Origin of the sequence: Micromonospora vinacea (assembly GCF_015751785.1) — a bacterium.
In the GTDB taxonomy this organism is placed as follows: Bacteria; Actinomycetota; Actinomycetes; order Mycobacteriales; family Micromonosporaceae; genus Micromonospora; species Micromonospora vinacea.
Genome location: NZ_JADOTY010000001.1, coordinates 993186 through 1009669, shown reverse-complemented (window position 1 = coordinate 1009669; position 16484 = coordinate 993186). Strand labels below are relative to the sequence as shown.

Annotated in this window: 14 protein-coding genes and 2 pseudogenes; 3 read left to right on the top strand and 13 right to left on the bottom strand. The window is 72.1% G+C overall.

What is annotated here, in order from left to right; translation table 11 throughout:
- Positions 1-4: 4 nt before the first annotated feature.
- The 9 genes and pseudogenes from valS to IW249_RS04895 all read right to left on the bottom strand — a co-directional run bounded on the left by valS (position 5) and on the right by IW249_RS04895 (position 11300).
- The gene (gene valS, locus IW249_RS04930) at positions 5-2674 is read right to left on the bottom strand and encodes a valine--tRNA ligase (RefSeq protein WP_196919713.1); all 2670 of its coding nucleotides are present in this window, start codon (positions 2672-2674) and stop codon (positions 5-7) included.
- A gap of 93 nt (positions 2675-2767) precedes the next feature.
- Positions 2768-4648 carry an ABC transporter ATP-binding protein gene (locus tag IW249_RS04925; protein WP_196919712.1) on the bottom strand — a complete coding sequence of 627 codons (1881 nt, stop codon included), beginning with the start codon at positions 4646-4648 and terminating at the stop codon, positions 2768-2770.
- Positions 4645-6501 (bottom strand): ABC transporter ATP-binding protein, encoded by a 1857-nt coding sequence (locus IW249_RS04920; RefSeq protein WP_196919711.1) that lies wholly within the window; start codon positions 6499-6501, stop codon positions 4645-4647. Before IW249_RS04920 ends, IW249_RS04925 begins: the two co-directional genes overlap by 4 nt.
- Before the next feature lie 38 nt (positions 6502-6539).
- A complete protein-coding gene (locus IW249_RS04915) occupies positions 6540-7049 on the bottom strand; it encodes a methylated-DNA--[protein]-cysteine S-methyltransferase (protein WP_196919710.1) in 510 nt (169 codons plus the stop codon).
- Positions 7046-7441 (bottom strand): annotated as a pseudogene (locus tag IW249_RS35155) (DNA-3-methyladenine glycosylase family protein); the annotation flags it as partial. The pseudogene IW249_RS35155 and the gene IW249_RS04915, both read right to left, overlap by 4 nt.
- A gap of 72 nt (positions 7442-7513) precedes the next feature.
- Positions 7514-8536, bottom strand: a pseudogene (locus IW249_RS04910) (bifunctional transcriptional activator/DNA repair enzyme AdaA); the annotation flags it as partial.
- Positions 8537-8623: 87 nt separating this feature from the next.
- The gene (locus IW249_RS04905) at positions 8624-10066 is read right to left on the bottom strand and encodes an FAD-binding oxidoreductase (protein ID WP_196919708.1); all 1443 of its coding nucleotides are present in this window, start codon (positions 10064-10066) and stop codon (positions 8624-8626) included.
- Positions 10067-10284: 218 nt separating this feature from the next.
- The gene (locus tag IW249_RS04900; RefSeq protein WP_196919707.1) at positions 10285-10794 is read right to left on the bottom strand and encodes a hypothetical protein; all 510 of its coding nucleotides are present in this window, start codon (positions 10792-10794) and stop codon (positions 10285-10287) included.
- Entirely contained in the window at positions 10791-11300 is a 510-nt protein-coding gene (locus IW249_RS04895) for a SigE family RNA polymerase sigma factor (RefSeq protein ID WP_196919706.1), read from the bottom strand. Before IW249_RS04895 ends, IW249_RS04900 begins: the two co-directional genes overlap by 4 nt.
- A gap of 139 nt (positions 11301-11439) precedes the next feature.
- On the opposite strand from IW249_RS04895, the gene IW249_RS04890 reads away from it, so the two are divergent.
- Both IW249_RS04890 and IW249_RS04885 read left to right on the top strand, forming a co-directional pair.
- On the top strand, positions 11440-11943 hold the full coding sequence (locus IW249_RS04890) for a hypothetical protein (protein WP_231392411.1): 504 nt from the start codon (positions 11440-11442) through the stop codon (positions 11941-11943).
- A 122-nt stretch (positions 11944-12065) separates the two neighbouring features.
- Positions 12066-12800 (top strand): Type 1 glutamine amidotransferase-like domain-containing protein, encoded by a 735-nt coding sequence (locus IW249_RS04885; protein WP_196919705.1) that lies wholly within the window; start codon positions 12066-12068, stop codon positions 12798-12800.
- A 3-nt stretch (positions 12801-12803) separates the two neighbouring features.
- On the opposite strand, the gene IW249_RS04880 is transcribed toward IW249_RS04885, so the two are convergent.
- Positions 12804-13373, bottom strand: coding sequence for an exonuclease (locus IW249_RS04880; RefSeq protein ID WP_196919704.1), 570 nt, complete (start codon positions 13371-13373; stop codon positions 12804-12806).
- Positions 13374-13516: 143 nt separating this feature from the next.
- Here IW249_RS04880 and ychF point away from each other — a divergent pair, with 143 nt between their 5' ends.
- On the top strand, positions 13517-14602 hold the full coding sequence (ychF, locus tag IW249_RS04875; protein WP_196919703.1) for a redox-regulated ATPase YchF: 1086 nt from the start codon (positions 13517-13519) through the stop codon (positions 14600-14602).
- Positions 14603-14839: 237 nt separating this feature from the next.
- On the opposite strand, the gene IW249_RS04870 is transcribed toward ychF, so the two are convergent.
- From IW249_RS04870 to IW249_RS04860, 3 genes are read right to left on the bottom strand one after another with little or no spacing between them, the layout of a single operon-like run.
- Positions 14840-15097, bottom strand: a complete 258-nt coding sequence (locus IW249_RS04870) for a hypothetical protein (RefSeq protein WP_146754740.1) — start codon at positions 15095-15097, stop codon at positions 14840-14842.
- A 22-nt stretch (positions 15098-15119) separates the two neighbouring features.
- Complete coding sequence (locus IW249_RS04865; RefSeq protein WP_196919702.1) at positions 15120-15734, bottom strand: EndoU domain-containing protein; 615 nt, start codon at positions 15732-15734, stop codon at positions 15120-15122.
- A gap of 22 nt (positions 15735-15756) precedes the next feature.
- The gene (locus tag IW249_RS04860; protein ID WP_196919701.1) at positions 15757-16482 is read right to left on the bottom strand and encodes a WXG100 family type VII secretion target; all 726 of its coding nucleotides are present in this window, start codon (positions 16480-16482) and stop codon (positions 15757-15759) included.
- Positions 16483-16484: the final 2 nt, after the last annotated feature.

The window sequence follows — 16484 nt, the reverse complement described above, 5'->3', positions numbered from 1 at the left end:
CGGGTCAGAAGGCGCAGGCGATGACCAGCTCCGGGGTACGGTCCGGGAGCAGGTCGAGTTTGCCGATCCGGCCCGCCGCCCGTAGATCGTCGGCGACCAGCGTGAGCTGCTCCAGCAGCGCCGCCGGGCCGAGCGCCTCGGCCAACGGCACCTCCGCCTTCATCGACAGCTTCCGCTCCGACTTGGCCCGTCGCACCTGGCTGAGCGCCTCACCGGCGAGCCGCAGCAGCGCCGGCTCACCCGACCCCTCGATCGTCCGGGCCACCTCGTACGTGGTGGGCCACGGCGCCTGGTGCACCGAGCCGTACCGCCACCACGACCAGACCTCCTCGGTCACGTACGGCAGCACCGGTGCGAACAACCGCAGCTGCACCGAGAGCGCCGAGGCCAACGCCGCCCGGGCGGAGTCGGCACCCGCGCCGGTGCCGTAGGCGCGCTCCTTGACCAGCTCGATGTAGTCGTCGCAGAACCGCCAGAAGAACGCCTCGGTCACCTGCAACGCCGCCGTGTGGTCGTACGAGTCGAAGGCGGCGCTCGCGGCGGTGACCACGGTGGCCAGCTCGGCGAGCATGGCCCGGTCCAGTGGTGTCGTGGCCGACAGCTCCAGGTCGCGGCGTGGCGTCAGACGCGCCGAGCTGGAGTTGTCGTACGGGGCGCGCAGCGCGTCGCCCGCGCCCAGCCCGAGCGCGAACTTGGACGCGTTGAGCAGTTTGGTGGCCAGTCGCCGGCCGACCTTGATCTGCGCCGGGTCGAAGGCCAGGTCCATGCCGGGCTTGCCGCTGGCCGCCCAGTAGCGCACCGCGTCCGAGCCGTGCTGCTCCAGCAGGGCCAGCGGGGTGACCACGTTCCCCTTGGACTTGGCCATCTTCTTGTGGTCGGGGTCGAGGATCCAGCCGGAGAGCACTGTGTCCCGCCAGGGCAGCACACCGTGCTCGAAGTGCGAACGGACCACGCTGTCGAAGAGCCAGGTCCGGATGATCTCCTGCCCCTGCGGGCGGAGGTCCATCGGGAAGACCCGGGCGAACAGGTCCGGGTCGGTCTCCCAGCCACCGACGATCTGCGGGGTCAGCGACGAGGTGGCCCAGGTGTCGAGCACGTCCGGGTCGCCGATGAAGCCACCCGGCCGGCCGCGCTGCGACTCGTCGTATCCGGGCGCCGGATCGCTGGATGGATCGACCGGCAGCGCGGACTCGTCCGGCGTGAGAGGGTGGGACCAGTCCGGCTCGCCAGTGTCGTCGAGCCGGTACCACACCGGCACCGGCACCCCGAAGAAGCGTTGACGGCTGACCAGCCAGTCGCCGTTCAGGCCGCCCACCCAGTTGTCGTAGCGGTGTTTCATGTGCGCCGGCACCCAGTGCAACTGCTCGCCCCGGGCCAGCAGCGTGGCTCGCAGCGCCTCGTCCCGGCCGCCGTTGCGCAGATACCACTGTCGAGTCGAGACGATCTCCAGTGGCCGGTCGCCGCGTTCGTAGAACTTGACCGGGTGGGTGATCGGGCGCGGCTCGCCGATCAGGTCACCCGCGTCGGCCAGCATCCCGACGATCTCCCGCCGGGCGCCGTTGACGGTCTGCCCGGCCAGTGCCGCGTACGGCTGTGCCGGCACCCCGTCCGGCGGCTCGGGGAGCAGCCGGCCGTCCCGGCCGATCACCACCCGGGTGTCCAGCCCCAGCTCCCGCCACCAGGTCACGTCGGTCAGGTCACCGAACGTGCAGACCATCGCGACACCGGTGCCCTTGCCGGGCTCGGCGAGGGGATGGGCGTACACCGGAACCTCGACGTCGAACAGCGGGCTGCGCACGGTGCCGCCAACCAGGTCGGCGTACCGCTCGTCGTCGGGGTGACAGACCAGCGCCACACAGGCCGGCAACAGTTCGGGCCGGGTGGTGTCGATGAGCACGTCACGTCCGTCGGCCGCGACGAACCGCAGCCGGTGGTAGGCGCCGGGGCGCTCCCGGTCCTCCAACTCCGCCTGGGCGACCGCCGTGGAGAAGCCGACGTCCCAGAGGGTCGGCGCCTCCGACTGGTACGCCTCGCCGCGGCGCAGGTTGCGGACGAACGCCCGTTGGCTGGTGGTCCGGGCCATCCGGCCGATCGTCGTGTACGTCAGGGACCAGTCCACCGAGAGCCCGAGCCTCCGCCACAGCGCCTCGAAGGCCTGTTCGTCGGTGACCGTCAACCGTTCGCACAGCTCGATGAAGTTGCGCCGGGAGATCGGGGTGGGGTCGCGTCGGGCCGCGTCGTCGACCGGAGCCGCCGGTGGCCGCCACACCGGGTCGTACGGCAGTGCCGGGTCGCAGCGCACCCCGTACACGTTCTGCGCCCGACGCTCGGTGGGCAGGCCGTTGTCGTCCCAGCCCATCGGGTAGAAGACGGCCTTGCCGCGCATCCGCTGGTACCGGGCCGTGGTGTCGGTGTGCGTGTACGAGAAGACGTGCCCCATGTGCAACTCGCCCGATACGGTCGGCGGTGGGGTGTCGATCGAGAACACGTCGCTCCTGCGACCATTCCGGCTCGGCGCGTCTGACGCCGCGCCGCGACCCGGAACGGTCGTCTTCGAGCGGTCGAACGCGTACGTGCCTTCCTCCTGCCAGCGGCGTGCCCAGCTCTCCTCGAGCCCGTCCAGGGTGGGACGCTCGGGAACGCCGGCGCGGGCCGTCCTCGCCGTATCGGTCATCCTGCGATCGTAGGCACCTGCCGGGTGCGGGGCGACGTAGTTGCGGCCGAACACACCGGCCGTCGGCGATCGGCCACGACGGTGGCGGCCCGCCTAGATCAACGAGTCGCGCCACTGGCGGTGCAGTGCGGCGTACCGGCCGTCGGCCTCGGCCAGCACGGCGGGTGGGCCGTCCTCGACGACAGTTCCGCCGTCGAGGACGAGCACCCGGTCGGCGGTCTCCACTGTGGATAATCGGTGGGCGATCACCAGCGCCGTGCGGTCGCGCAGGATGGTGCCGAGTGCCCGCTGTACGAGACGTTCGGTCGGCACGTCCAGCGACGACGTCGCCTCGTCCAGGATGAGCACTGTCGGGTCGGCCAGGAACGCGCGGGCGAACGCGACCAGCTGGCGTTGCCCGGCGGAGAGCCGGCCGCCGCGTCGGTGCACCTGGGTGGCGTACCCCTCGGGTAGTGCGGCGATGAAGTCGTGCGCGCCGATCGCCCGCGCGGCGGCCTGGACGGCGGCGTCGTCGGCCCCCGGGCGACCGAACCGGATGTTCTCCGCGACGGTCCCGCTGAACAGGTGGTTCTCCTGCGTCACCAGCACCACGGCGCGGCGCAGGTCGGCGTCGCGTACGTCGCGCAGGTCGACCCCGTCCAACCGGACCGTGCCGGTGTCGGGGTCGTGGAACCGGGCGACCAGCTTGGCGATCGTCGACTTGCCCGCCCCGGTGGGCCCGATCAGCGCCACTGTCTGCCCGGCCGGCACTGTCAGCTCCAGCCCGCAGAGGATCGGGGTGTCGGCCCGGTAGCCGAAGCTGACCGCCCGGAAGATCAGCTCACCCCGGCCGGGCCCGGTCGGCAGCGGCGTGGGCCGGGCCGGTTCGGCGACGGCCGGTCGTTCGTCGAGCACCCCGGCCAGCTTCTCCAGCGCGGCGGTGGCCGACTGCAACGAGTTGTAGAACTGGCTCAGCTCCTGCATCGGCTCGAAGAAGCGGCGCAGGTAGAGCAGGAACGCGGCGAGCACGCCGACCTCGGTCTGCCCGCCGAGCACCCGCCAACCGCCGTAGCAGAGCACCACCGCCACTGTGACGTTCCCGATCAGCTTGATCGCGGGCGAGTACGTGGCGATCAGCCGGAACGCGTGCAGGCTGGTCCGTCGGTAGTCGTCGCCGAGCGCCATGAAGATCCGTTGGTTGCGGGGCTCCCGGCGGAACGCCTGCACCGCCCGGATGCCCCGCATCGACTCGACGAAGTGCACGATGACCAGCGCGACAGCGTCCCGGGTCCGCCGGTACGCGCTGGCCGACGACCGGGCGAACCAGCGGGAGAGCCAGAACAGGAACGGGAAGGCGAACAGCGTCACGGCCGCCAGCGGCAGGTCCAACCAGAGCAGGATGGCGGCCACCGACAGGATCGAGAGGCCGGCCAGCACCAGGCTGTCGATCCCACCGTCGACCAGCTCGGCGATCGAGTCCAGGTCGCTGGTGAGCCGGGAGACCATCCGGCCGGACGTGTACCGCTCGTGGAAGCCCACCGACAGCCGCAGGAAGTGCCCGAACACCCGCTGCCGCAGGTCGAGCAGCACGGCCTGGCCGATCCGGGCGGAGAGGGTGAGGAAGCCGCGGCGGGCCGCGTACTCGGTCACCGAGGCCACCGCGAACGCCCCGGCGACGGTGATCAGCGGGCCGGCGTCGCCGGCGCGCAACGGCGGGATGGCCCGGTCGATGCCGATCATGACCAGGTACGGGCCGGCCATCGCGGCGCCGTTCTGGGCCAGCAGCAGGCCGACCGCCGCGGCGAGTCGCCTCCGGTGCGGTCGGAGCAGGTCGCCGAGCAGGGTCCGGCTGAGCCGGCGGAGCCGGGCCACCGCCTCGGGGCTGGTGTCCTCGGCTCGACTGCGGTCGGCCTCCGGGTCGGTGGCGGTGCCCCGCCAGCGGGTGAGCTCGGGCTCCTCCTCGGGCGGCGGGTCGGCCTGCTTCGGCACGCTCACGAACGCACCAGCCCCCACCCGTCCGAAGGGGACGAACTCGGCCCGCTGGCTCCGGCCGGCGGTGGCTGCCCGGCGGGCGGTTCGGCGGCGAGCAGCGCCCGGTACGCCGGAACGGTGGCCAGCAGGTCGGAGTGCCGACCGGTAGCGGTGATCCGCCCGTCCTCCAGCAGCGCGACCCGGTCGGCCAGCGCGATCGTCGACGGCCGGTGCACCACCAGCAGCGCGGTGCTGTCGCGCAGGACCCGCCGCAGCGCCGCTTCGACAAGGGCTTCGGTGTGCACGTCGAGGGCGGAGAGCGGGTCGTCCAGCACCAGCACCGCGGGTCGGCCGAGCACGGCCCGCGCCAACGCGAGCCGTTGCCGCTGCCCGCCGGAGAGGGACAACCCCTGCTCGCCCACCCGGGTGGCCAACCCCCACGGCAGGTCGTACGCGAAGTCGGCCTGGGCCAGCGCGAGGGCCGAGCGGACCTCGTCGTCACCGGCGTCCGGGCGACCCAGGGTGAGGTTCTCCCGCACCGACATGGAGAAGAGCGTGGGCTCCTCGAACGCAACCCCGACCAGTCGGCGCAGAGAGGCGAGCCGCAGCTCGCGCAGGTCGTGCCCGTCCAGGGTGATCCGGCCGGCGGTCACCTCGTGCAGTCGGGGTACCAGGGAGAGCAGCGTGCTCTTGCCGGAGCCGGTGGCGCCGACCAGGGCCAGCGTCTCGCCCGGCTCGACGCTCAGGTCGATCTCGTGCAGCACCGCCGTGCCGGCACCCGGGTAGCTGAACGCGACCCGCTCGAAGCGCAGCCGACCATGCACCGCGCCGCGCGGCAGCGCGACAGCGCCGGGGGAGTCCACGATCTGGGGTGGAGTGTCCAGCACCTCCTGGATCCGGTCGGCGGCGGTGGCCGCCTCCTGACCATTGGCGATGATCCAACCCAGTGACTGCACGGGCCAGATGAGCATCAGTTGGAGGCTGACGAACGCGACCAGTTCGCCGATGGTGAGCGCGCCCCGCGCGGCGGCGGCCGCCCCCGCCGCCAGCACCACACCCAGGGTCACGTTGGGGACCAGGTCGAGCAGCGCCGAGGTGTTGGCGAGCAACCGTCCCTTGCCGACACCCGTGTCGTGCAGCCGCCGGGCCGCACCGGCGAAGCGGGCGGCCAGTTCGGGCCCCCGCCCGTACGCCTTCATGGTGCGCAGGCCCTGCGCGGTCTCCTCGACCAGCGTCGCCACGTCGCCCTGCTGGTCCTGCATCCGACGGGACGCGGCGTGGTAGTGCCTGCCGAACCGGCGACTGATCAGCAGCAGCGGCACCGCGCTGGCCGCGACCAGCACCCCGAGCGCCGGGTGCAGGTTGATCAGCAGCACCACCACGACCACGTACGTGGTCAGGTTGAGCACCAGGAAGAACACGCCGAACGAGAGGAACCGGCGGATCACCGACAGGTCGCTGGTGATCCGGGAGAGCAACTGGCCGGACTGCCAGCGGTCGTGGAAGCTCGTGGGCAGCCGTTGCAGGTGGGCGTAGACGTCGGCGCGCAGCGCCGCCTCCATGCCCACCGCCGAGGACGACTGCACCCACCGACGGATGAAGATGAGCACCGCCTCGACGACGCCGAGCAGCAGCGCCAGGCCGCCGAGCTGGAGCAGCCCTTCCGGTTCGTGTCGGGCCACCGGCCCGTCCACGACCCGCTGCACGACAAGCGGTACGGCGATCCCGGCGGCAGTGCCGGCGAGCCCCGCGACGAGCAGCCAGGCGAACTCGGCGGCGTACGGGCGCAGGTAGGGGCGAAGCCGCCAGAGGTTGTGCACGGGGTGGGTGCCCGCGGCGGCCCGGGCGGCCGGGTCGCCGTCGCTCTCCACAGGCACTACCAGACGGTAGCGTCTAACAGGTGTCGATGCTCCTGTCAGCTTGTTGTCAAGCGCCGCTCATGACCGAGAAGCCACTTCTTCACGTCCAGCCCCCAGCGGTAGCCGCCGAGCGTGCCGTCGGTGCGAAGCACCCGGTGGCAGGGCACGAAGAGGGCTGCCGCGTTCCGGGCGCAGGCGGCCGCGGCGGCCCGCACCGCCGGTGGCCGGCCGGCCAGCGCCGCGTACCCGGTGTAGGTGACCGGGGTGCCCGGCGGCACCTCGCGCAGCACCTGCCAGGCGTGCGCCATGAACTCGCCACCGGTGCGCTGCCGTACCGGCACGGTGTCGATGGCGGCGAGGTCACCGTCCAGGTAGGAGCGGACGGCCGCGCTGACCGGGCCGAGGTCGGCGCGCTCCCGTAGCGGTGCCCGCAGGGCCGGGTGGACCAGGGGCAGCAGCGCCGCCGGGTCCGGGGTGAAGCCGGCCGCCCGTACGTCACCGTCGGGGCCGGCGAGGATGCTCAGTGGGCCGGCCGGTGTGCTCAGTACGGTGCTGTCGATGTTCATGCCGCTCTCCAGAGTCTGATCGTGGCGTAGGACCGCCAGGGGCGCCAACGTTCGGCGTACCTGTCGAGGGTTGTCGGGGTGTCGGGCAGGCCGAGCGCGGCGGCGCCGCGCCGGACCGCGAGGTCGGAGCTGAGCAGGATGTCCGGGTCGCCGAAGGCGCGCATGGCCAGGTAGTTGGCGGTCCACGGGCCGATGCCCGGGAGCGCGAGCAGCCCTCGAACGGCTTCCCCCCGGTCCACCCCAGCGGCGAGGTCGACAGACCCGTCCACCACGGCCCGAGCCAGTCCCCGCAAAGCCTCCCGCCGCCCCACCGGCATCCCAAACCCCGAGTCGGGAACCCCCAGCAGGTCCTCAGCGCTCAAGAACGCCCGCAGCCCACCCCCCGACACACCCCGTTGATCATGAGGTTGACCTGGACTTTGATCTCCATCGACCACGTCAACCTCATGATCAACGTGATGGGAGAGGAGGCGGGTGAGGGTTGTTCTTGCGGAGGTGACCGAGACCTGTTGGCCGATGATGGCGCGGACGGCCTGTTCGAAGCCGTCGACTGCGCGGGGGACGCGGATGCCGGGTTCGGCGGCGACCACCGGGGCCAGCGCCGGGTCGGCGGCCAGCGTCGCGTCGATGGCCGCCGGGTCCGCGTCCAGGTCGAGCAACCGGCGGCAGCGGGCCACCGCCGGCGCCAGGTCGCGCAGGTCGGCGAGGCGCAACGTCGCCGCCACGTGCCCGTCCGCCGGGGTCAGCGCCACCTGGCCGATGCCGTGCGGCAACCGCAGACCCCGGTGGTACGTCCCGTCGCGGACCTCCTCCACGCCGGGCAGCGCCCGTACCACGAGGAAGTCCAGCAGCGCCCGGGCGTGCAGCGGCGGGCGGTACGCCAGCCGGAGCGCGATGGTCCCCGCCCCGGCCGGCGCCTGCTGGCGGCCACGGGCCGCGCGCAGGTCCGACGGGGCGCTCGCGTACACCTCGCGAAGCGTGTCGTTGAACTGCCGCACGCTGCCGAAGCCGGCGGCGAACGCGATCTCGGCCATCGCCAGGTCGGTCGTCTCGATCAGGATCCGGGCGGTCTGGGCGCGCTGGGCCCGGGCCAGCGCGAGCGGCCCGGCACCCATCTCGGCGCTGAGCATCCGGTGCAGGTGCCGCTCGGTGTAGCCCAGCCGGGAGGCCAGGCCCGGCACGCCGTCCCGGTCGACAACGCCGTCGGCGATCAGCCGCATCGCCCGACCGACCACGTCCGCCCGGACGTCCCAGAGCGGGGAGCCGGGCGCGGCGTCCGGCCGGCAGCGGCGGCAGGCGCGCAGCCCGGCACCCTGCGCGGCGGCGGCGGACGGGAAGAACCGGACGTTCTGCCGCTTGGGCGTGATCGCCGGGCAGGACGGCCGACAGTAGATGCCGGTGGACGTCACACCGGTGTAGAACCAGCCGTCGAACCGCTGGTCACGGCTGTCCACGGCCCGGTAACACCGCTCGAAGTCCATCTCCATGTCACCGATGATGCCCCGCCCGACCGGTCATCGGCTGGCGGGAATCGGACCTGGGTGTGCGCGGCCTGCGCGGGTACCGCCTCGGCGTCAGCGGCGGCGTCGGTGCGGCTGGCCGGACCGGCCGGCCCGGGAGCCCTGACCGGTCCGGTCGGCCTGGCCGGCACCGTTGGACCGGGCGCCCTGGCTGGACCGGTTGGCCTGGCCGGCTCGGTTGGCCTGGCCGGTCAGCAGCGCCGACCGGAACACGCCGTCCGGGTCGTACCGCTTCCACAGCCGCCGGACCCGGGCCCCGGTCTCGCCCGGGTAGATCCGGGCGAACGCCGCCGGATCCGGCCGGCTCTCGAAGTTGACGTACGCGCCGTCGGCGCGCGCCCCGGCGGCCCGCCAGGCGACGTTCAACGCGGAGTCGGCCTGCGGCGGAAACACCGAGGCCACGATCAGCGTGTCCTGGTGACGATGCGGGTACGCGGTCGCGTCGGAAGCGACGTCGTTGACCGCCCCACCCAACGAGCGGAGCTGGATCACCGCCCGCCCCGGCCCGGTCACCGCTCGCGTCACGGCCCGCGCCCCGGCGTCGTCCAGCGCTGCGAACAGGCCGTTCGTGGTCGTGCCACGCTGCTGCCCGACGTTTGGGTTGAGATGCGCCGTCGGCACCAGCGTGGGGTAGGGCAGCAGGTCGGTCCGGTGTTCGAGCACCTTGCCGATGGCGAGCAGCGGTTCCACAGCCGGTCGGGCCCGGCGCAGGCTCTCGGCGGCGACCACGGCGGTGATGGACATGAGGACCGATCGACCCTCCGCGAACACCACGGCGGCGGCGGACAGCTCCCGTGGCGCGTGCGCGAGGTAGCTCGTCCACTCCCGGACGGTGCGACCGTCCGGATGCGCCTCGACGACCAGCTGCGCGACACCGACGTTGCGTTGCTCGGCCGCCTCGATCTCGAAGGCCACCACGATCCCCGCGCCGGCCCCGGCCCCGCGGACCAGCCAGAACAGCTCCGGCTCGTGGTCGGCGTCCGCGCGTACCAGCGTCCCGTCCGCCAGCACCACCTCGACGGCGCGGACCCGGTCGATGGTGAGGCCGTGGGCGCGGACCAGCCAGCCGACACCACCGCCGGTGGCCAGGCCGCCGACGCCGACGCCGCCGTAGTCACCCGAGCTGATCACCAGGCCGTACGGGGCCAGCGCCTTCGCGACGTTCGCCCAGCGGGCCCCGGCCTCGACCCGGACCAGCCCGGCCCGCTCGTCGATCACCTGAACCCGGTTGAGCATGGAGAGGTCGATGACCACCCCACCGTTGTTGGACGAGGCTCCGGAGAGGCCGTGGCCGCCGCTGCGGACCGCGATGGGCAGCCGCTGCTCCCGCGCGTAGCGCAGCGCGTCGACCACCTGCGCGGTGGTCTTCGGCAGCAGGACGGCAGCCGGAGACGCCGACCTGGTGTACGTCGAGCGCAGCTGCGCGTACCGGCGGTCGCCGGGGGTGACGATCTGCCCCCGGAGGGAGTCGGGCACCCGGGCCATGGCGGTGCTCATCGTCGCCCCCGCAGCTGGCGCCTCGGGTGTCCGGGATCGGTCATGGCCCAAGAATGAGCGGGCATGTCGGCCTCGACAAATTTGGTGGACCGGTGCCCGCCGATCGCCCCGGCGCGCGACGCTCGCCGGTACGGGGAGCGCCGCGCGAAGGTGACCGGAATCTCCTGGGTTGACCGGTCAGGCCGGGGCGGAAGAACCACCGACCTGACCGGTGCTGCTCAACGTGACGGGCTCGGCGTGACAGTCGGCCGTCCCGGCACACCGGGCGGGCCCGGCGGAGTCGTCGGGGTTGGTGAGACAGTCGGCCGTCCCGGCACACCGGGCGGGCCCGGTGGGGTCGTCGGGCTCGGCTTGACCGTCGGCTGGCCCGGGACGCCGGGCGGGCCCGGCGTGATCGACGGGTTCGTTTCCGCGCCTCCAGGGCTCGGCTCGACCGTCGGCAACCCGGTGGGCGCGGACGGGGTGGGTTCGGGTGGGCTGGGCACGGCCGCCGGACCGGCCGGGCTGGGCACGGCCGGGGGAGGCCCGTCCGAGCCGGTAGCGGCCAGGGCGAGCGGGGTGGCGATCAGGATCGCCGCCAGGGTGCTCACCGCCCCCACCGCCACCGTGGCGCGACGTCTGTTGCGCACCCGCCGTTCCGCTCGGCTCAACTGGTCATGCACGATCGGTGCCTCCTCGGCCAGGTCGGTGAGGGTGGAGCGGATGAGGTGCTCGAAGGGTTCGGTCATCGCCGTACCTCCAGCATGTCGACGTCCGGCAGCAGGTCGCGTAGTCGCTTCACCGCTCGATGGGTACGGCTGCGCACGGTGCCCACCGAGCAGCCCAGCAACTCGGCCACCCGGGCTTCGGGCAGGTCCTCGTAGTAGCGGAGGACCACCACCGCCCGCTGCGTCGGTGGCAGGTGGCGCAGCGCGGTGCGCATCGCCAACCGCACGTCGGAGCCGCCGCTCGGGTCGCCGCCGACCGGTTCGTCCGCCGGGTTGAGCGGTGTCTCCCGCCACCGGCGAAGTCGCCGCCACCAGCTGATCTGCTCGCGGTACATCACCACCCGCAGGTAGCCCTCGGGGTCGACGTGCCGAATGGTGCCCCACTTCGGGATGGTCCGCGCCAACGCCGACTGGAACAGGTCCTCGGCGGCGTTGCGGTCCCCGGTCAGCAGGTACGCGACCCGCATCAGCGCCGGAGTCCGGCTGCCGACGAACTCGGCCAGTCGCGCGCGCTCGTCCTCGTCCACCCACCACCCCCGTTTCGTTGTCACAGATACAGACGTCCCAGGTCATCGTCGCTATCCACGATCGGTGGGGTTTTTCGGCCCGAAAGTGTCGGTCGTGCCGGGTAGCGTCCGGCCACCAACTGAAGAAGGGGTGCGGCGAATGACGAGCGTGGCGGGTTGGGTGGCGGCGTCGACACCGGGTGCGTTCCCGCCGTTGCCCCGCGCGGTGGCGCAGTCCTTCTACCGCCGGATGCGAGCCGTCGCGCCGGCCGCCGTGGGCGCCATCGAACGGGACCGAGCAGGCGACCCTGAGCAGAGCTTTCCGGACACCGCCTGCGGTCGGTTGGCCGGCTCGCTCGACGATGCGGGCCTGCGGGCGCTCGGGATGTGGACGCACCACTGGTGCATGCGCTTCTACGACGACGACACGCGGGTCGGCAGGCGGTTGGTCCGCGAGATCGCCGCGCGGCCGGGGCTCGGCTGGACGGCCGACGAGGTGCGTTGGATGCTGCGCGAGTCGGTCTCGGCCGGGCCGGCCGCCGCCGACCGGTTCACCCTGCCGCACGCCGCCGCCGCGCAACTACCACCGGCAGACCGGCCGGCCCTGGGGCATCGGCCGGAGGTTGAGGTGCCCCGCCAACGGCGCCCGGGCCAGTCTGGCTGATCATGGGGTTGGCGGGGTGTTCGACCGCCACCCGCAGGTGGCGGTCGGGCTGGCACCGCGCGGGCGGGAGGCCGGCTGCGGCAGGATGGACGCCGCACCGCCCCCGACGGAAGGACGCCCCGATGGCTGCCAGCGAACCGACCATCATCGCCACCAGCATGGGCTTCTTCCGGGGCGACCGCGGGCCCTACGACCTGCGCCCCAGCCCGGTCTTCGAGCTGGCCGCCGAGTTGGCCGAGGCGGGTCCGCAGCCGCAGGTCTGTTACCTCGGGCAGGCCGTCGGCGACCAGCCCACCTCCTTGACCGCCGTCTACGGCGCGTTCGCCGACACCCGGTTCCGGCTGTCCCACCTCGCCCTGTTCCCGATGCCGAACGTCGAGGACGTCCGCGCCCACCTGCTCGCCCAGGACGTGATCTGGGTCGGCGGGGGCAGCGTCGCCAACCTGGTCGCCGTGTGGCGGGTGCACGGGCTCGACGAGATCCTGCACGAGTGCTGGCAGGCCGGCGTGGTGCTGGCCGGTGTGTCCGCCGGCTCGATCTGCTGGCATGTCGGCGGTGCCACCGACAGCTTCGGCCCCCGGCTGCGCGGCTTCACCGACGGCCTGGCCTGGCTGCCGTACGGCAACGGGGTGCACTACGACAGCGAGGGCCAGCGCCGCCCGCTCATGCACGAGCTGGTCGGCGACGGCACGCTCCCCACCAGCCACTGCACCGACGACGGCGTCGGCCTGGTCTACCGGGGCACCCGGCTGGTCGAGGCGATCGCGGACCGCGAGGGCGTCTCGGCGTACGAGGTCAGCCGTGGCGCGGACGGCAGCGTCCGGGAGGCGGTCATCGCCCCCCGCCGGCTCGGCTGAGCCTCACGCCTCGTCGTCCGGCTGCCGGCGGCGGAGCACCGCGTCGAAGACCTGGGCCAGCTCGGCGGCGTCCTCCCCGGCGTGGTGGGTGTGCGGCAGGTCGTGCAGGCCCAGCTCGTGCTTGATGGTGCTCTTGCGGGTCTGGACCCACTCGCTGCCGGTCAACCCCATCCAGTAGCTGCGGAGATCAACACCGGAGCCGGTGGCACCGAACGGGCTGTGCCCGACGAAGCGGACGAAGTACCAGTGCACGAACATGCCGTCCCAGACGGCCGGGGCGGCGAGGAAGACCGGACGGCCGACCCGGCGCAGCCCGTTGACCCAAGCCGCCGCGGCGGACATCGCCTCCTGGGCGGTGGGCGCCTCCCGCAGCAGACGGTCCCGGTCCAGGCCGGAGACGGCCAGTGCCGCCGGGACGAAATCATCGGAGATGGGACGCAGCTCGGTGTAGAAGGTGAGGTCCGGGCGGCCGGCCACGGCCATGCCCAGCGAGATCATGCTGTACGGCCCGGGGATCGGCCCGTCCGCCTCCACATCGACGGCGATGTACAGCTCGGGCAACGTCGAGGTCATCTCACCTCCAGCAGCGGAACATCGAACCGGGAGATTAGCAACGTCCACCGGGGCCCGGCGGGATCGACGATCCACCACCTGCCCGGTGCCGAATCGGAGCCGCCTGGACCGGCCCGGGCGGGACCGGCGTAAGCTGGCCCGTCGTGAGTCTCACCATCGGCATCGTCGGCCTGCCCAACGTCGGCAAGAGCACGCTTTTCAACGCGTTGACCAAGAACGACGTGCTGGCGGCGAACTACCCGTTCGCCACCATCGAGCCCAACGTCGGCGTGGTCGGGCTGCCCGACGAGCGGCTGGGCAAGCTGGCCGAGATCTTCTCCTCGCAGAAGGTGCTGCCGGCCCCGGTGTCGTTCGTCGACATCGCCGGCCTGGTCCGCGGCGCGTCGAAGGGGCAGGGCCGGGGTAACGCCTTCCTGGCCAACATCCGGGACGCCTCGGCGATCTGCCAGGTCGTCCGGGCCTTCTCCGACCCGAACGTGGTGCACGTCGACGGCAAGATCTCCCCGGCCGACGACATCGAGACGATCAACACCGAGCTGATCCTCGCCGACCTGCAGACCCTGGACAAGGCGCTGCCCCGGTTGGAGAAGGAGGCCAAGCTCCGCAAGGACCGGGCCGCCGCGGTCGCCGCCGCGAAGACCGCGATCGAGGTGCTCGACGGCGGCACCACCCTCTACTCCGGCGCCGCCGCCGCCAAGATCGAGCTCGAGCACCTGCGCGAGCTGCACCTGCTCACCACCAAGCCCTTCCTGTACGTCTTCAACGTCGACGAGGCCGAGCTGGCCAACGAGACGTTCCTCGACGAGCTGCGCGCCCTGGTAGCCCCCGCCGAGGCCATCTTCATGGACGCCAAGATCGAGTCTGAGCTGGTGGACCTGCCCGAGGAGGAGGCCCGCGAGCTGCTGGAGTCGATCGGGCAGAACGAGCCCGGCCTCAACCAGCTCGTCCGGGTCGGCTTCCGCACCCTCGGCCTCCAGACGTACCTCACGGCCGGCCCCAAGGAAGCACGCGCCTGGACCGTCCCGGTCGGCGCCACCGCGCCGGAGGCCGCGGGTGTCATCCACAGCGACTTCCAGCGCGGCTTCATCAAGGCCGAGGTGGTCTCGTACCACGACCTGGTCGAGCACGGTTCGATGGCGGCGGCCAAGGCGGCGGGCAAGGTCCGCATCGAGGGCAAGGAGTACGTCATGCAGGACGGCGACGTGGTGGAGTTCCGCTTCAACGTCTGAAACCGACCCGTTCCCGCAGGTCAGTAGTAGTCGTGCCGGTAGGGGCCGGCGAAGCGGGTCGTGAACTGCCACTCAATCCGCATGGGGGCGGGGGTGACACTTCCGCAGTCGGGATCCCGAGATCTACCGTTCGGTGAAAGTCGCCATCGACATGCCCGCCGAGATCGGGCCAGGTCTGGGACGCCAGCTGGTCGACACGGTGCAGGGGTTCGAGGGACCCGATCTACGCTTCCGCCGTCAGTCCGAGGTCCGGATCTGCTCCAGGCGCGTCAGAGGCTCCCGGCGGAACTCCATGAGCTCCCGCAGCGCGTCCTTCTCCGCCGTGGTGATCACGACGTCCTCCTTCAACAGGGCGCCGACGAGCGTCGGGATCGCCAGGTCCCAGGCCCCGGCGCCTCCGGCGGTCAGGACGATCGGCCGGTACTCCGGGCTGATCCTGGGTGCGAGCTGGTCGGTGATCCGGCGGCTGCGCCGGTAGAAATCGATGACTTCCATGGGTCTCCCGTGGGTTCGGTGGCTAGGCCAGCGGGTTGGTGGTGACGCCCTCGCCGCTGACGGGGTAGCCGCCGGCGATGCTGCCGTCCTTGTCCAGGATAACGACGCAGGTGATGCCGTCGCGGGTGCCGGTGACGAGCCAACCGTCGCCGTCGAGACGTGCCTTAGGGCGGCTGTCGGGGTTGGCGGCGATGCTCTTGAACCAGCCCTCGACCTGTTCCTTGGTGGTGCCGGGCGGGAAGCGCGTCTTGCCGGGCTCGGTGGACGAGGGCTTGTGGTCGCCACTGCCCATGCCGTCGCCGTCCCAGATCTTGTCCATCGCCCCGTCGCCCATCTGACCGAAGCGGTCCATGTCGTACTTGGCGTCGGCGAACTCGGGGTCGTCCCAGGGGTTGGTCCTCTTGGGTACCTCGGGCTCGGATGTGTCGGCGTCCTTCGGGCGGCCCTCCCGGACGCGATCGAGGCCGTGCTGCTGGGCTGCCCCCACGCGCTTGGGCATCATTGCCGGGTTGAACTTTTTAGGCTTGGGGCCATCGTCGCCACCGCCGTGCGGTGGGGTGGGGCCTGAGGGGTGCTTGTGGAGGCCCGCCACAGCGAACAGGACTACCAGGACGGCGGTGGTCCGCAGAGCCGCCATGAGTTGTCGCATCGTGGGCCGCCTAGACGTCGAGGAGTGCGCGAAGGGCGGAGAGGCTGCTGATCAGGCCCATCAGCCAGCCGAAGATGCGGCCGGTCCAGCGGACAACGGCCATCGCGAGCTGGGAGACAACCAGCGGTGTGGCGAAGCCGAGAGAGAAGACCACCTCGGCCAGCCACACCACGACCTTGGCGATGCAGTCGGCGATGAAGGCGCGCACCACCTCCCGCACCGTCTGCACCAGGACCCCCGCGCCACGGGTCGCGGCACCCATGCCGGCGGCCGTGCCCGCGAAGATCCCGGCGACGTCGATGTTGATGGTCAGGATGTCGCGGTAGGCGTCGGCGGCCGCGCCCTGCCATCCGTCGAGGTCGCCGACCAGCCGCGCCTTGAGGTCCTCGGCGATGGAGAACAACTCATTGGCCATGTTGTCCCAGGTCAAGGCGTGCGTCTCGATGGTCTGGGGATCGCCGGCCAGCCAGTCGAGTGCCTGCTTCAGTGGCTCGACCTGCTCGATGGCCCACTCGATGCCCATCGACAGGAGCGTGCTGAACGGGTCGATGACGATGGACGCCCCGTCGAGAGCGGCGCCCAAGCCCGCGACTGAGCCGTCGATCCAGCTGCCGGAGTCGATGGCGTCCTTGATGCCCATGTAGTCGTCGGCCAGCGGCAGGCCGGTCCAGCCGTCGCGGTGCGCGGCGCTTGTCGAAGCGATGTCGGAGGTCGTGGCGACCAGTGGGTTGCTCATGA

Bases quoted from the DNA above. Each gene is read 5' to 3' on its own strand.
- IW249_RS04890 (WP_231392411.1), top strand. From the start codon at position 11,440: ATGACGAGCGTGGCGGGTTGGGTGGCGGCGTCGACACCGGGTGCGTTC.
- IW249_RS04900 (WP_196919707.1), bottom strand. From the start codon at position 10,794: ATGACCGAACCCTTCGAGCACCTCATCCGCTCCACCCTCACCGACCTG.
- valS (WP_196919713.1), bottom strand. From the start codon at position 2,674: ATGACCGATACGGCGAGGACGGCCCGCGCCGGCGTTCCCGAGCGTCCC.
- IW249_RS04865 (WP_196919702.1), bottom strand. From the start codon at position 15,734: ATGGCGGCTCTGCGGACCACCGCCGTCCTGGTAGTCCTGTTCGCTGTG.
- IW249_RS04870 (WP_146754740.1), bottom strand. From the start codon at position 15,097: ATGGAAGTCATCGATTTCTACCGGCGCAGCCGCCGGATCACCGACCAG.
- IW249_RS04880 (WP_196919704.1), bottom strand. From the start codon at position 13,373: ATGACCTCGACGTTGCCCGAGCTGTACATCGCCGTCGATGTGGAGGCG.
- IW249_RS04860 (WP_196919701.1), bottom strand. From the start codon at position 16,482: ATGAGCAACCCACTGGTCGCCACGACCTCCGACATCGCTTCGACAAGC.
- IW249_RS04905 (WP_196919708.1), bottom strand. From the start codon at position 10,066: ATGAGCACCGCCATGGCCCGGGTGCCCGACTCCCTCCGGGGGCAGATC.
- IW249_RS04885 (WP_196919705.1), top strand. From the start codon at position 12,066: ATGGCTGCCAGCGAACCGACCATCATCGCCACCAGCATGGGCTTCTTC.
- IW249_RS04915 (WP_196919710.1), bottom strand. From the start codon at position 7,049: ATGAACATCGACAGCACCGTACTGAGCACACCGGCCGGCCCACTGAGC.